This is a genomic window from Kitasatospora sp. NPDC059599, from assembly GCF_042735125.1.
GTDB lineage: Bacteria > Actinomycetota > Actinomycetes > Streptomycetales > Streptomycetaceae > Kitasatospora.
The window spans coordinates 1-14621 of sequence record NZ_JBHWCL010000016.1 but is presented as its reverse complement, the minus strand read 5'-3'; the positions used below and the strand labels follow the sequence as shown (position 1 = coordinate 14621).

At 72.9% G+C, this 14621-nt stretch carries 14 protein-coding genes; 10 read left to right on the top strand and 4 right to left on the bottom strand.

Features of this window, described 5'->3' with window-relative positions:
* The first annotated feature begins 55 nt into the window (after positions 1-55).
* From ACFV04_RS08720 to ACFV04_RS08695, 6 genes are all read left to right on the top strand, one after another.
* On the top strand, positions 56-1069 hold the full coding sequence (locus tag ACFV04_RS08720; protein ID WP_380527738.1) for an MBL fold metallo-hydrolase: 1014 nt from the start codon (positions 56-58) through the stop codon (positions 1067-1069).
* A 105-nt stretch (positions 1070-1174) separates the two neighbouring features.
* Positions 1175-3154: an ATP-binding protein gene (locus tag ACFV04_RS08715; RefSeq protein WP_380527736.1), complete on the top strand. Its 1980-nt coding sequence runs from the start codon at positions 1175-1177 to the stop codon at positions 3152-3154.
* Positions 3151-3585: a roadblock/LC7 domain-containing protein gene (locus ACFV04_RS08710; RefSeq protein WP_380527734.1), complete on the top strand. Its 435-nt coding sequence runs from the start codon at positions 3151-3153 to the stop codon at positions 3583-3585. Before ACFV04_RS08715 ends, ACFV04_RS08710 begins: the two co-directional genes overlap by 4 nt.
* On the top strand, positions 3582-3935 hold the full coding sequence (locus ACFV04_RS08705) for a DUF742 domain-containing protein (RefSeq protein ID WP_380339021.1): 354 nt from the start codon (positions 3582-3584) through the stop codon (positions 3933-3935). Before ACFV04_RS08710 ends, ACFV04_RS08705 begins: the two co-directional genes overlap by 4 nt.
* Before the next feature lie 103 nt (positions 3936-4038).
* Entirely contained in the window at positions 4039-4602 is a 564-nt protein-coding gene (locus ACFV04_RS08700) for an ATP/GTP-binding protein (RefSeq protein ID WP_380339139.1), read from the top strand.
* Entirely contained in the window at positions 4599-5795 is a 1197-nt protein-coding gene (locus ACFV04_RS08695) for a cytochrome P450 (protein ID WP_360255919.1), read from the top strand. The genes ACFV04_RS08700 and ACFV04_RS08695 overlap by 4 nt, the downstream gene beginning before the upstream one ends.
* 63 nt (positions 5796-5858) lie before the next feature.
* Here ACFV04_RS08695 and msrB read toward each other — a convergent pair whose 3' ends face one another.
* The 4 genes from msrB to ACFV04_RS08675 form a co-directional block, all read right to left on the bottom strand.
* A complete protein-coding gene (gene msrB, locus ACFV04_RS08690; RefSeq protein ID WP_380339026.1) occupies positions 5859-6263 on the bottom strand; it encodes a peptide-methionine (R)-S-oxide reductase MsrB in 405 nt (134 codons plus the stop codon).
* Positions 6264-6291: 28 nt separating this feature from the next.
* Positions 6292-7701 carry a UDP-N-acetylmuramate--L-alanine ligase gene (gene murC / locus ACFV04_RS08685; RefSeq protein ID WP_380527731.1) on the bottom strand — a complete coding sequence of 470 codons (1410 nt, stop codon included), beginning with the start codon at positions 7699-7701 and terminating at the stop codon, positions 6292-6294.
* 208 nt (positions 7702-7909) lie between these two features.
* The gene (locus ACFV04_RS08680) at positions 7910-8371 is read right to left on the bottom strand and encodes an indole-3-glycerol phosphate synthase (RefSeq protein ID WP_360255912.1); all 462 of its coding nucleotides are present in this window, start codon (positions 8369-8371) and stop codon (positions 7910-7912) included.
* Between the two features lie 73 nt (positions 8372-8444).
* The gene (locus ACFV04_RS08675; RefSeq protein WP_380527729.1) at positions 8445-9215 is read right to left on the bottom strand and encodes a pyrimidine reductase family protein; all 771 of its coding nucleotides are present in this window, start codon (positions 9213-9215) and stop codon (positions 8445-8447) included.
* A 113-nt stretch (positions 9216-9328) separates the two neighbouring features.
* On the opposite strand from ACFV04_RS08675, the gene zapE reads away from it, so the two are divergent.
* From zapE to ACFV04_RS08655, 4 genes are all read left to right on the top strand, one after another.
* Positions 9329-10375 carry a cell division protein ZapE gene (gene zapE / locus ACFV04_RS08670; RefSeq protein ID WP_380527824.1) on the top strand — a complete coding sequence of 349 codons (1047 nt, stop codon included), beginning with the start codon at positions 9329-9331 and terminating at the stop codon, positions 10373-10375.
* A 149-nt stretch (positions 10376-10524) separates the two neighbouring features.
* Positions 10525-12609 carry an excinuclease ABC subunit UvrB gene (gene uvrB, locus ACFV04_RS08665; protein WP_380527727.1) on the top strand — a complete coding sequence of 695 codons (2085 nt, stop codon included), beginning with the start codon at positions 10525-10527 and terminating at the stop codon, positions 12607-12609.
* Between the two features lie 252 nt (positions 12610-12861).
* Entirely contained in the window at positions 12862-13440 is a 579-nt protein-coding gene (locus ACFV04_RS08660) for a TerD family protein (RefSeq protein WP_380339043.1), read from the top strand.
* Between the two features lie 192 nt (positions 13441-13632).
* A partial coding sequence (locus ACFV04_RS08655) for a TerC family protein (protein ID WP_380527722.1) occupies positions 13633-14621 on the top strand: 989 nt, incomplete at its 3' end.

The following is a 14621-nucleotide window of genomic DNA, read 5'->3' as shown; positions in this document are numbered from 1 at the left end:
GTCGGTCGTACAGGTTTTGCCCCGCTCTTGACACATCATGGGCATAATCGCGCACATGACGATCAACCGCGCGAACGTGAGCGCGATTGCCGAGGACCTGTACGTGTGGCTCCCCCCGAAGCGGGGCTGGGGCCTGGCCAACTGCGGCCTGCTGGTCTCCGAGACGACCGCGCTCTGGATCGACACCCCCTACGACCCCTCGATGGCCGGGGAGTTCCTCGCCGCGAGCCGCCGGCTGATGCCCGCCGGGGTCGAGGTCGACCGGGTGGTCGTCACCCACGCCAACGGCGACCACCTGTGGGGCGCCGGGGTGGTGCCGGACGCCGAGGTGATCGCCACCCGCGAGGCGCTGGAGCACATCCACTGGGAGCCCACCCCGCAGCAGCAGCACGCGCTGGTCGCCGACAGCGACCCCGACTCCCCGCTCGGCGGCTACCTCAAGGAGCACTTCGGGCGCTTCGACTGGTCCGCCACCGACCCGGTCCACCCGGACACCGTCTTCACCGGCGAGCTGGAGCTGCGGATCGGCCGCTACCCCGTGCAGATCACCAGCCTGCCCGCCGCCCACACCGGCGGCGACCTGATGGTCCACCTCCCGCACCAGCGCGCGGTGTTCACCGGCGACGTGATCTTCTCCTCGACGCCCGAGCAGCCCGGCGACCACCCCTCGCACTGGGCCGGCCCGCTGGAGAACGTCATCGGCGCCTGTGAGCAGGCCCTGGCCACCGGCGCGGAGATCTTCGTCCCCGGCCACGGCCCGGTGCTCGACCGCGCGGGCGTCCACGAGCACATCGGCTACCTGACGTACGTCCGCGACCGCGCCCACTCCCTGCACGCCGCCGGGATACCCGCCCTGGACGCCGCCCGGCGGGTGATCGCCGAGCAGCGCCACCCCGAACTCGGCCTGCCCGAGCGGCTGGTGCTCACCGTCGCGGCCGAGTACCGGCACCTGGACGGCTCGGCGACGCCGGGCGTGCTGGACGCCATGGGACAGGTCGCCCTGGTCGCCCGGGAGCTGGCCGAGGACGCCGCCGCCCGGATCCCGCGCCCGCGCACCGCCCGGAACTGACCCCGGGCCCGGAACCGGCCGCCGGAATCGACCCCGGAACCGGCCCGGGCCCCGGCCCGGAACCACCCCTGCCCGGCCCGACCCGCCCGCACCCCGAGGACTCCGATGACGCAGATCGCGCTGACCGCCCTGGCGCTGGTCGCCGCCGTGGCCACGGTCCTGCTCGCCCGCGGCCGGGCCGGGGCCGTCGCCCGGGCCGCGGCCGCCGAGACCGCGCTCACCCGGGGCGAGGAGCGCGCCCGGGTCGCCGAGGGCCGCCTCGCCCGCGCCGAGCAGCAGCTGCGCGAGGCGCAGGAGACCGCGCGGCGCTCCACCGACGAGGCCCGGCGGGCCGAGGGCCGCACCCGCGCCGCCGAGGACGCCGTCCGCGAAGCGCAGGAGGCGGCCCTGGAGGCGCAGGACGCCGTCCGGGACGCCGGCCGGCAGGGCGCCGCCGCGGCCGCCCGCGCCGAGGAGGCCGACCACCGCCTCGCCGCCGCCGAGGCGCGCGCCGCCGCGCTGCTCGCCGAGATCGGCCACCTCGCCCAGGAACGGGTCGCCGCCACCGCCGTACGGCTCACCCACACCAACGCCCCGCTGGTCGGCCCGCTGGCCCCGCAGACCGTCGGCCCGGAGGCCGTCCGGGCGCTGCAGTCCGTCCTCGACGCCACCGCCGCCGCCCTCGCCGACGAGCGCGAACGGGTCGACGCCGCCGCCCGCGCCGCCATGCGCGGCGCCACCTCCCGGATCCAGACCCTGCTCTACCAGATCCAGAGCCTGGTCCAGCAACTCCAGCACGACAACGACGACCCCCGGCTGCTGGAGGTCGACTTCCGCAACGAGGTCGCGCTGCGCCGGATCCAGACCGTCGCGGTGCTCTGCGAGGCCTGGCCGGGCCTGGCCCGCACCGACTCGCCGCTCGCCGAGGTCGTCGTCGGCGCGCTGTCCCGGGTGCCCGGCTACGCCCGGATCAAGGTCGCCAACCACCTGCGCGAGCAGCGGCTCGCCGTGGTCGCCCGGGCCGCGGAGCCGATCGCCGTCACCATCGCCGAACTGCTCGCCAACGCCACGGCTTACTCCCACCCGGAGACCGACGTCCCGGTGACCGTCCAGCAGGGCGGCCGCGGCGCGCTGGTGATCGTCGACGACAGCGGCATCGGCATGGACGAGGACCAGCTGCGCCGGGCCCGCCGACTGCTCGCCGGCCCGCCGGACCTCCTGCTCACCGAGCTCGGCAACCCGCCCAAGACCGGCTTCGCGGTGATCGGCAAGCTCGCCCGCCAGTACGGCTTCGCCTGCCACATCGAGCCCTCGCCGTACGGCGGCATGCGGACCATCCTGCGCATCCCGGCCGGGCTGGTGACCGTCGTCGACGACGAGCAGCCGCTGTCGGTGCTCACCCCGCTGCCGCTGCGGGCGGGTTCCGGGCCCGTCCTCGCGCCCGCCGTCGCCGCGGTACCGCCGATGCGCGACACCGACGAGCAGGACGGCCCGCAGCTCGCCGACCGCCACAACCAGCCCGGACCGCACCCGGCACCCGCCATCCACGTGGTGCCCGACCCGGGCGCGGGCGGTGCGGACGCCGCGAACGCCGCCGGCCCGGCAGGCGTCCCGGGCTCACCGGGCTCACCGGGCTCACCGGGCTCACCGGGCTCACCGGGCTCACCGGGCTTCCCGCCCCTCCCGGGCCGTCCGGCCTCCTCGGGCGGCCTCGACGCCTCGGGTACCCCGGACTTCCCGGACTCCCCGGCGGACGACGGCACCGGCCTGCCCACCCGGCGGCGCCGCCGCCCGCTGGCCGCCGAGGAGACCGGTGCGCCCACCGCCGCCGCCTCCGCCTCCGCCTCCGCCACCACCCCGGTACCCGGCCGCACCCCCGAGCGGGCCGCCGCCCACTGGCAGGCGCTGCAGCGGGGCACCGACTCCGGCCGCGCCGCCGTCGCCGAGGCCGCCCGCGGGAGCGCCGCGACCGGGGCCGGCACGAGCCCCGCCTGCAGCACCGGAACCGGAACCAGCACGCCCACCATCCCCGGCGACACCACCGCCGACCGCCCCACCGGTGACCACGCCACCGGCCCGACGACCTTAGAAGGAGCCGAGCAGTGAGCAGCTCGCCCAGCCCGACCGCCACCGACGAGATCTCGTGGGTGCTGACCCCGCTGCTGGAGCTGCCGGGGGTGCTGCACGCGGTCATCGCCACCGGGGACGGCCTGGTCGAAGGCGCCTCGGCGGGCCTGGGCCGGGCCTCCGCCGAGCGGGTCGCCGCGATGACCGCCACCGTGCACGCCTCCGCCCGCGCGTTCACCACCGCGTTCACCGACTCCGAGCGGCCCCGGCTGGCCCAGACCGTGGTGGAGTCCGACCTCGGCTACGCCATCGTGGTCCCGGCCGGGGAGAACACCTCGCTCGCCGTGTTCACCACCCCGGACGCCCAACTCGGCAACGTGTCCTACCAGATGCAGGTGCAGGTCGCCGCGCTGGGCCGCGCGCTCGCGAGCCCGTCCCGGCGACAGGACGACGACACAGCCCGGTCATGACCGCCGTCCCCCGCAGGCGGATGGTGCCCGCCTACCTGGCCACCGGCGGCCGCAGCCGCCCCGGCACCGAGGGCTTCGAGCGGCTGACCGTCCTGTTCGCCGACCGCGCCGAACCGCCGACCGGGCTCGAACCCGAACACCGCCGGCTCTGGGAACTGCTGCGCCCCGGCGCGCTGACCGTGGTGGAGGCCGCCGCGCACCTGCGCCTGCCGGTCAGCGCCACCGTCTTCCTCGCGGCCGATCTGGTCGAGGCGGGCTGCCTGCACGCCCGCGCGCCGATCCCGCCCGCCCAGCAGACCGACCGTTCCCTCGTCGAGAGGCTCCTCGTTGGACTCCGTGCGCTCCGGTGACCGGGCCGGCGACCCGGTCGACCAGCCCGTCGGACGGCCCGCCGACCGCTCGGCCGACCAGCCGGACCGGGTGGGCTACCTGCCCGACCGGGACCAGACCCTGATGAAGCTGGTGGTGGCCGGCCCGTTCGGCGTCGGCAAGACCACGCTCATCCGCACCCTCTCCGAGATCGCCACCCTGCACACCGAGGAGGCGATGACGGAGACCGGCCGGCCGGTGGACGACCTCGCCGGCCTGCCCGAGAAGACCACCACCACCGTCGCGGTGGACTTCGGCCGCCTCACCCTGCCCGGCAACGTCGTGCTCTACATGTTCGGCACCCCCGGCCAGCGCCGGTTCTTCCCGCTCTGGCAGGACATCGCCCGGGGCGCCCTGGGCGCCCTGGTGCTCGCCGACACCCGCCGGCTGGCCGACTCCTTCGAGATCATGGACATGGTCGAGGAGCAGGGCCTGCCGTACGCCGTCGCCGTCAACTGCTTCCCGGACGCGCCGGTCCACTCGGTCGAGGTGCTCCGCGCGCACCTGGACCTGCACCCCGCCACCCCGTTGCTGCTCTGCGACGCCCGCGAGCGCGAGGCCAGCCTGGACGCGCTGATCGCCCTGGCCGAGCACGTCCTCGACGCCCTGCCCGCCGCCGCCTCCACCGCCACCCAGGAGCGCCCGTGACCGTCGAGACCCGCCCGACCCCGATCCACGGCCCGGTCTTCGCCGCCGACCCCCAACTGGTCTACGAGCGGCTGCGCCGGCACGGCCCGGTCGCCCCGGTGGAGGTCGCGCCCGGCGTCGAGGCCCTGCTGGTCACCGACTACCAGGCCGCCCTGGACCTGCTGCGCGACAGCGACACCTTCTCCAAGGACTCCCGCGCCTGGCAGCGGACCGTGCCGCCGGACTCCCCGCTGCTGCCGGTCCTCGGCTACCGTCCGACGGCCCTGTTCAGCGACGGCGAGACGCACGCGCGCTACCGCGCGGTGATCACCGACGCCCTCGCGCTGTTCGAACCGCACCGGCTGCAGCGCCAGGTCGCCGAGACCGCCCACCGGCTGATCGACCGCTTCGCCGCGGTCGGCCGCGCCGACCTGATCGCCGAGTACGCCCGCCAGCTGCCCGCCTCCGTGCTCACCACCTGGTTCGGGGTGCCCGAGGCGCAGCACGCCGAGGTGGTCGCCGCGATCACCGGGCTGATCGAGTCCACCGCGCAGGCCGGCGCCGCGTACGGGAAGCTGCTCGCGGTCGTCACCGCCATGGTCGCCGAGCGCCGCGCGCGCCCCCGGCACGACCTCGCCTCCTGGTTCGTCACCCACCCGCTCGGACTGGACGACGACGAGGCGATCCGCCAGATCACCCTGACCATGATCGCCGGGCACGAGCCGACCACCAACCTGATCGGCAACGCCCTGCTGCGCCTGCTCACCGACGCCCGCTACGCCGGTTCGCTGTTCGGTGGCGCGATGACCGCCCACCAGGCGATCGACGAGGTGCTCTGGCACGAGCCGCCGCTGGCGAACCTCTCCGCCCACTACCCGCGCTACGACATCGTCTTCCACGGCCGCGAGATCAAGGCCGGGACCCTCCTGCTGGTCTCCTACGCGGCCGCCAACTCCCAGGCGGCGCCGCCCACCGACGACGCCGGCGCGCTGCGCAGCGGGGAGAGCGCCCACCTGGCCTGGGCGGCCGGCCCGCACGCCTGCCCGGCCCGGGACCCGGCCCTGCTGATCTCGATCACCGCGATCGAGCAGCTCGGCAGTCGGCTCAGCGACCTCGAACTGGCCGCCCCGGCCGAGGAACTGCTCTGGCGCCCGGGCCCGTTCCACCGCGCCCTGGTGCACCTCCCGGTCCGCTTCGAGCCGGTCGCCGGGTAGCGCCCGGACGGCCCGAGGGCCCGGACACCGCGAGTGGTGTCCGGGCCCTCGGTGCGGCCGCCGCTACTCGGCCGGCTTGAGCGTCAGCGAGATGCTGTTGATGCAGTAGCGCTGGTCGGTCGGCGTGCCGTAGCCCTCGCCTTCGAAGACGTGCCCCAGGTGCCCGCCGCAGCGCGCGCAGCGCACCTCCACCCGGCGCATGCCGAGCGAGGTGTCCTCGATGTACTGGACCCGGTCCTCGGCCAGCGGCGCGAAGTACGACGGCCAGCCGCAGTGGCTGTCGAACTTGGTCTCGGAGCTGAACAGCTCCGCGCCGCAGGCCCGGCAGCCGTAGACGCCGACCGTCTTGGTGTCGGTGTACTCGCCGGTGAACGGGCGCTCGGTGCCCGCCTCGCGGAGCACGTGGTACTCCTCGGGGCTGAGCTGGGCGCGCCACTCGGCGTCGGACTTCTCGATCTCGTAGCTCATCACGGCTCCCGGTCGCGGTGGACGTACGTCAGACGTTGGAGGCAACGTTCGCGAGGTGTTCGAGAATTTCGGGCCCGAGGTTGGTGACGTCGCCCGCGCCCATGGTGAGCAGCAGGTCGCCCGGGCGGGCGAGGCCTGCCAGCAGGGCGGGGGCGGCGGCGAAGGAGTGCTCGGCGGTGACCTCGGCGCCGGCCCGGCGGGCGGCGTCGATGATCAGCTCGCTGGTGACGCCCGGGATCGGGTCCTCCCGGGCCGGGTAGATGTCCAGCACCACCGAGGCGTCGGCCAGCGCCAGGGCCCGGCCCATCTCCTCGGCGAGCTGCTGGGTGCGGCTGAACAGGTGCGGCTGGAAGACCACCAGCACCCGGCCCTCGCCCTCCAGGCCCTCGCGGATCGCCTCCAGGTCGGCGGTCATCTCGGTCGGGTGGTGGGCGTAGGAGTCGATCACCTGGACGCCGGCGGCCTCGCCCTTGAGCTGCAGGCGGCGGCGCACGCCGGTGTAGGCGCCGAGCGCCTTGGCCAGGTCGGCGGCCGGGACGTCCAGCGCGACGCCGGCGGCCAGCGCGGCGACCGCGTTGTGGGCGTAGTGGCGGCCGGGCACCGAGACGGTGAAGGTCAGCTCGGTGCCGTCCAGGACGACGGTGACCTCGCTGGTCATTCCGCGGGCGACCACCGAGAGCACGCGCACGTCGGCGTCCTCGGCGGAGCCGACGGTGACCACGTTCAGGCCCTCGCGGCCGGCCACCCGGGAGGTCAGCTCACGGGCGCCGTCGTGGTCGGCCGAGACCACCAGGGTGCCGCCGGGGACGATCCGGCCGACGAAGGTCTCGAAGGACTCGTAGATCTCGTCGATCGAGGCGTAGTTGGCGTGGTGGTCCAGCTCCACGTTGAGCACGATCGCCACCTCGGGCGCGTACTTGTGGAAGCTGCGGTCGCTCTCGTCGGCCTCGGCGACGAAGACCTCGCCGGTGCCGTGGTGGGCGTTGGAGCCGGGGGCGTCGAGGTCGCCGCCGATCGCGTAGGACGGGTCCAGGCCCAGCTCGCCGAGGGCGACGGCGAGCATGCTGGTGGTGGTGGTCTTGCCGTGGGTGCCGGCGACCGCGAGCGCGCGGCGGCCGCCCATCAGCGCGGCCAGCGCGTCGGAGCGGTGCACCACCGGGATGCCGCGCTCGCGGGCGGTGGCCAGCTCCGGGTTGTCGGCGCGGATCGCGCTGGAGACGACCACGCTGCTGGTGCCGTCCGGCACGTGCTCGGCGGCGTGGCCGACGTGCACGGTGGCGCCGAGGGCGCGCAGCGCGAGGACGGTCTCGGACTCCTTGGAGTCGCTGCCGGAGACGCTGGCACCGCGCACTGCGAGGATCTTCGCCAGGCCGGACATCCCGGCGCCGCCGATGCCGATGAAGTGCGGGGCGTGCAGGTCGTGCGCGGCGTCGTTCAAGGCGTGGCTCCGTACGGGCGGGGGCAGACAGGTCGGGCGGACGGTTCGGTGCGCGTCGACGGCACGGACGTCAGGGACGTCACACACGTCACGCACGTCAGAACCGTCCTCGCGGGCGGACCGCAAGGACGATTCTGCACCACCGGCGCGCGGAGCCGGGGTCCGTCGCCGGACCTCCCGCCCGCGGGCGGCGGTCCCCAGGGCTCGTCTAGGAGTCGCTGGCGAACAGCCTCAGCACCGGGACCCCCACCTTGTGCCGGGCCTGGGAGGCCCAGTCGCGGTGGAAGAACTCCTCCACGAAGTGCGGTGAGGTGAGCACCACCACCTCGTCCGCCCGGTGCTCCTCGACGACCGCGCGCAGCCGTTCCAGGGGCTTGTCCTCGACGAGCTCGCCCACCGCCTCGGCCCCGGCCGAGCGCAGGTGGCGCAGGCTGTGCTCCAGCGACTCGGTGGCCACGGTCGGCCCGGTCTCGGACTCGTCGTGCTCGTGCCTCACCTTGTCGAGGTGGCCGAGGGCGACGTCGTCCAGTGCCCGCAGCAGCTCGTCCTGCCTGCCGCGCGGCTGCATGAGGACGACGAAGGAGACCTCCTCGTCGCTGTGGAGCGTGGTGACGAGCTCCACGTCCGCGTCGGAGAGAGCCTTTTCGATCATCAGTACCGTCTTGAACACGTGAGTCCCTTCCAGTGGCCGGCCCCCGGGCCCCGGCATCGCATAACGGCATCACGACCGGGGGGTCACGGGGTCATTCCGAACCCGGGTGACGCAGGTAGCGGGTGAAGAGGAATCCTTTCTGCTCGATCAATGAGACCAGTCGCATCCGCTGCACGTCAGGCATTTGCGCATCGTGGAGGATGCGCGGCGCGTCGCCGCCGGTGAGCAGCGGGGCCAGCGACAGGCACAGCTCGTCCAGCAGGCCCGCCGCCGCGAACTGCCCCAGCAGCCGCGGGCCGCCCTCGGTCAGCTGCCGCGTCCAGCCCCGTTCGGCCAGTGCCGCCACGCCCGCCCGCAGGTCCACCGAACCGGTGCCGGCGAGCACCAGGTCGGCCACCTCGGCGACCGCCCGGCGACGCTCCGCGGGGGCGTCCTCGGTGGTGATCACCACCGTCCTGACCAGCGGTTCCGTGAACAGCGGCGCGGTCAGGTCCAGCTGCAGCGAGCGGGTCACGACCGCGATCACCGGGGCCGGCGCCTGGCCCGCCGCCGTCCGGGCCGCCGCGAACTCCTTGCGGGCCCGGGCCGGTCGGTAGCCCTCCGCGCGGACCGTCTCCGCACCCACCAGCACCACGTCGGACAGGGCGCGCAGCACCCCGAAGATCCGCTTGTCGGCGTCGCCGGAGAGCCCTTCGGAGAGGCCGTCGAGCCGCGCCCCGCCGTCCAGGCCCGACACCATGTTGGCGCGCAGCCACGGACGGCCCCGATTCACCTGTTCGGGGTACGCGTACACGGCGGCGAGCGACTCCAGCGCGGCCGGATCGGAGACCGGCGCACCCAGCGGGCTGATCAACTGTTGCATGCCCTCAGTGTTCCACCGGGCGTCGCCCGGAGACGGTTCGGAGGCGGCCGGGACCAGGCGTACCCTCTACTGATGTGCCCGCAGCCTCCCGCCCCGACACCGCGACCGAGTCCATAGCCACCGCTGGCGCGGCCGGCTCCCCGATCGCGCTCACCGACCGCCGCCCCGTGGTGCCCGCCGAGCGGCTGGTCGCCGAGATGGTCCCGCCGCCCCGGTTCGCGGGCGTGAGCTTCGGGTCGTACATCCCGGACCAGACCCAGCCGAGCCAGTACGAGGCCGTCCAGGTCCTGGAGCAGTTCGCGGCCACCCTCTCCGGAGGAAACGGTTCGGCACCCAAGCGCAGCTGGTTCCGCCGCTCCGCCCCCGCGCCCACCGGCCCGGCCGGGGTCTACCTCGACGGCGGCTACGGCGTCGGCAAGACCCACCTGCTCGCCTCGCTGTGGCACACGGCCCCCGGCCCCAAGGCCTTCGGCACCTTCGTCGAGCTGACCAACCTGGTCGGCGCGCTCGGCTTCCAGCAGGCGGTGCAGACCCTCTCCGGGCACACGCTGCTCTGCATCGACGAGTTCGAGCTGGACGACCCGGGCGACACCGTGCTGGTCTCGACCCTGCTCGGCCGCCTGGTCGACAACGGCGTCAAGTTGTGCGCCACCTCGAACACCCTGCCCGAGAAGCTCGGCGAGGGCCGCTTCGCCGCCGCCGACTTCCTGCGCGAGATCCAGGGCCTGTCCGCGCACTTCCGGCCGATGCGGATCGACGGCCAGGACTACCGCCACCGCGGCCTGCCCGACGCCCCGCCGCCGTACTCCGACGAGGCCGTCGAGGTCGCCGCCGTCGGCACCCCCGGCGCCTCCCTGGACGACTTCGATGCCCTGCTCGCCCACCTCTCCGCCGTCCACCCCAGCCGCTACGGCGCGCTGCTGGACGACGTCACCGCCGTCTGCCTGCGCGGCGTGCACCAGGTCGACGACCAGTCCACCGCCCTGCGCCTGGTGGTGCTCGCCGACCGCATGTACGACCGCGAACTCCCCATCACCGCCTCGGGCCTGCCCTTCGACCGGGTCTTCCCGGAGGAGATGCTCCGCGGCGGCTACCGCAAGAAGTACCTGCGCGCGATCTCCCGCCTCGTCGCCCTCGCCCGGGACAGCGCCAAGGCCTGAGCCGTGACCTCCCGCTGAGGGCGCCTCGCCGCCGCCTTCGACTCGGTCGTCCGCATCGACCCTGCCCGCGAGCCGGCCATGAGCTTCGAGGCGCACGCGGCCTGAGCGAACCGGCACCTCCTGTCAGTGGTGGGTCGTACGGTGGAGTCGTGCGTCCCATCACGAGTATTGAGCGGTCCGTGGCGCCCTTCGAGGTCGTCAGTCCCTTCCAGCCGAACGGCGACCAGCCGGCGGCGATCGCCGAGCTGGAGCGGCGGATCAGGGGAGGGGAGAAGGACGTCGTGCTGCTCGGTGCCACCGGCACCGGGAAGTCGGCCACCACGGCCTGGATGATCGAGAAGCTGCAGCGGCCCACCCTGGTGATGGCGCCGAACAAGACGCTGGCCGCCCAGCTGGCCAACGAGTTCCGCGAACTGCTGCCGAACAACGCGGTCGAGTACTTCGTCTCGTACTACGACTACTACCAGCCCGAGGCGTACGTCCCGCAGACGGACACCTACATCGAGAAGGACTCCTCGATCAACGAGGAGGTCGAGCGGCTGCGGCACTCGGCGACCAACTCGCTGCTCACCCGCCGGGACGTGATCGTGGTCGCGTCCGTCTCCTGCATCTACGGCCTCGGCACGCCGCAGGAGTACGTGGACCGGATGGTGCCGCTCAGGATCGGCCAGGAGATCGACCGGGACGACCTGCTGCGCCGCTTCGTGGACATCCAGTACGCCCGCAACGACGTCGCCTTCACCCGCGGCACCTTCCGGGTGCGCGGCGACACCATCGAGATCTTCCCGGTCTACGAGGAGCTCGCCGTCCGGATCGAGATGTTCGGCGACGAGATCGAGGCCCTGTACACCCTGCACCCGCTCACCGGCGAGATCATCAGCCAGGACGAGTCGGTGTACGTCTTCCCCGCCTCGCACTACGTGGCCGGCCCCGAACGCATGGAGCGCGCGGTCACCGGCATCGAGAAGGAGCTGGAGGAGACGCTCGCCAGGCTGGAGAAGCAGGGCAAGCTGCTGGAGGCCCAGCGGCTGCGGATGCGCACCACGTACGACATCGAGATGCTGCGCCAGATCGGCACCTGCTCGGGCGTCGAGAACTACTCGATGCACTTCGACGGCCGCGAGCCCGGCTCCCCGCCGAACACCCTGCTCGACTACTTCCCGGAGGACTTCCTCCTGGTCATCGACGAGTCGCACGTCACCGTCCCGCAGATCGGCGCGATGTACGAGGGCGACGCCTCGCGCAAGCGCACCCTGGTCGAGCACGGCTTCCGGCTGCCGTCCGCGATGGACAACCGCCCGCTGAAGTGGGAGGAGTTCCTGGGGCGGATCGGCCAGACGGTGTACCTGTCGGCGACGCCCGGCCCGTACGAGCTGTCGCGCGGCGACGGCCAGGTCGAGCAGATCATCCGCCCGACCGGCCTGATCGACCCCGAGGTGATCGTCAAGCCGACCGAGGGCCAGATCGACGACCTGGTGCACGAGGTCCGCCGGCGGGTCGAGCGGGACGAGCGCGTGCTGGTCACCACGCTGACCAAGAAGATGGCCGAGGACCTCACCGACTACATGCTCGGCCTGGACATCCGGGTCCGGTACCTGCACAGCGACGTGGACACCCTGCGCCGGGTGGAGCTGCTGCGCGAACTGCGGGCGGGCCGGTACGACGTGCTGGTCGGCATCAACCTGCTGCGCGAGGGCCTGGACCTGCCCGAGGTGTCGCTGGTGGCGATCCTGGACGCGGACAAGGAGGGCTTCCTGCGCTCCGGCACCTCGCTGATCCAGACGATCGGCCGCGCGGCCCGCAACGTCTCCGGCCAGGTCCACATGTACGCGGACCGGATCACGCCCTCGATGGAGAAGGCGATCGACGAGACCAACCGCCGGCGGGCCGTGCAGCAGGCCTACAACAAGGAGCACGGGATCGACCCGCAGCCGCTGCGGAAGAAGATCGGCGACATCCTGGACACCCTCGCCCGCGAGGACGTGGACACCGACGAGCTGCTGTCCACCGGCTACCGCGGCAAGGGCAAGGCCCCGGTGCCGTCGCTGGGCGCGGAGCGCAAGCCCGCCAAGTCCCTGCCGGCCGCCGAGCTGGCGGACCTGATCCAGGAGATGACCGACCGGATGCACACGGCCGCCGCCGATCTGCAGTTCGAGGTCGCGGCCCGGCTCCGGGACGAGGTCAAGGAGCTGAAGAAGGAGTTGCGGCAGATGCGCGAGGCGGGTGTGGCGTAGCCGACCAGAGGGCGGGGTCCGGGCTTGGCCGGAATGGCACCGGTCAAGCCCGGCGGTGTCTCAGCCTTGCCACAAACGGGGAAACCCTGGGGAGGTCGGGGTGTCGCAGGGCCTAGGCTGGCCTGCGGCATCGCGCCCACGGGACGGGCGCGGGCCGTAGTAGAGGGGGGCCTCAGCCGGGGGACGGCGACGGGGTGTTCCACCGGGGAGCCGGGCGGCAGCGACCGCGTGGCCGGCAGAGAGGACAACGTCGTGTCGGTGAACCTTGCCAAGGGGCAGCGGGTCAGCCTCCAGAAGGGGGCGGGCGCGGCCCTGACCGTGGTCCGGATGGGCCTCGGCTGGCAGGCCGCCCCCAAGCGGGGCCTGTTCGGCAGCCGCACCAGGACGATCGACCTGGACGCCTCGGCGCTGCTGTACGCCGAGCGGACCCCGTCCGACGTGGTGTTCTTCCAGCACCTGGAGAGCAACGACGGCTCCGTCCGGCACACCGGGGACAACCTGGAGGGCGGCTCGGGGCACGAGGACGACGAGGCGATCCTGGTCGACCTGATGCACGTGCCGCCGCACATCACCCAGGTGGTGTTCACGGTGAGCTCCTACACCGGGCAGACCTTCGCCGAGGTGCAGCGGGCGCACTGCCGCCTGGTGGACGAGACCACCGGGCTGGAACTGGCCCGCTACGAGCTGGCGGGCGGCGGGCCGCACACCGGGCAGATCATGGCCAAGGTGGTGCGGGACGGCGACGGCGGCTGGGAGATGCAGGCGATCGGCGCCCCGGCGAAGGGGCGCACCTTCCAGGACCTGCTGCCGGCGATCGAGCCCTACCTCTGACGGTCCTTTACCTTCTTTACCTTTCTTTGCCTTCCCTGTTACTGTTGACGGCAGCGGAGGGGAGTATTCCTCGACAGCCGACCCCGTCATCACGGGTGCCCGTCGTGGCACCCCGGGGCGCTGGCCCGATGGGCGGAAGAGACCTCCGGCAAGTGACGATGACTGTCTCGCCTACCTGCCGGAGGAGCAGTAGTGGACGTTTCCGTAACCATGTGGGTCACCACGATCGGTGTGCTGATCGCGCTGATCGTGGCCGACTTCTTCATCGGTGGCCGCAAGCCGCACGAGGTCTCGATCAAGGAGGCCGGGATCTGGACGGCCGTCTGGGTCGTGCTGGCAATGATCTTCGGCGGGTTCCTCTGGTGGCACTCCGGCGCCCAGCCGGCCGGTGAGTTCTTCGCCGGCTACATCACCGAGAAGTCGCTCAGCGTCGACAACCTCTTCGTGTTCATCCTGATCATGGGCAAGTTCGCGGTGCCGAGGATCTACCAGCAGCGCGTGCTGATGTTCGGCGTGATCATCGCGCTGGTGCTCCGGGCGGTGTTCATCGCCGGCGGTGCGGCGCTGGTCTCCCAGTTCTCGTGGGTGTTCTTCATCTTCGGCGCCTTCCTGATCTGGACGGCCTGGAAGCTGATCAAGGAGGCCCGGGCCGAGGAAGAGGAGGAGGAGTTCGAGGAGAACCGCCTGCTCAAGTCCATCACGCAGCGCTTCCCGTCGACCGACAAGTACCACGGCACCAAGCTGTTCATCCGGGAGAACGGCCGCCGGCTGATCACCCCGATGCTGATCGTGATGCTGGCGATCGGCACCACGGACGTGCTGTTCGCCCTGGACTCGATCCCGGCCATCTTCGGCCTCACCCAGGACCCGTACGTCGTCTTCACGGCCAACGCCTTCGCCCTGATGGGGCTGCGCCAGCTGTACTTCCTGATCGGCGGCCTGCTGAAGAAGCTGGTCCACCTGTCGTACGGCCTGTCGGTGATCCTCGGCTTCATCGGCGTGAAGCTGGTGCTGCACGCCGCGCACGAGGCCGGGGCGAACGTTCCGGAGATCGGCATCCCGTTCTCGCTGGGCTTCATCGTGGTGGTGCTGGCCGTCACCACGTTCACCAGCCTGCGGGCCTCGAAGAAGGCCGCTGCGGCCGAGCGCGAGCCCGAGCCCGAGCCCGAGAAGCTCGACGC

Coding starts and splice junctions, on each gene's coding strand:
- ACFV04_RS08700 (WP_380339139.1), top strand. CDS start 4,039: ATGAAGCTGGTGGTGGCCGGCCCGTTCGGCGTCGGCAAGACCACGCTC.
- ACFV04_RS08720 (WP_380527738.1), top strand. CDS start 56: ATGACGATCAACCGCGCGAACGTGAGCGCGATTGCCGAGGACCTGTAC.
- ACFV04_RS08675 (WP_380527729.1), bottom strand. CDS start 9,215: ATGCAACAGTTGATCAGCCCGCTGGGTGCGCCGGTCTCCGATCCGGCC.
- ACFV04_RS08705 (WP_380339021.1), top strand. CDS start 3,582: ATGACCGCCGTCCCCCGCAGGCGGATGGTGCCCGCCTACCTGGCCACC.
- msrB (WP_380339026.1), bottom strand. CDS start 6,263: ATGAGCTACGAGATCGAGAAGTCCGACGCCGAGTGGCGCGCCCAGCTC.
- ACFV04_RS08715 (WP_380527736.1), top strand. CDS start 1,175: ATGACGCAGATCGCGCTGACCGCCCTGGCGCTGGTCGCCGCCGTGGCC.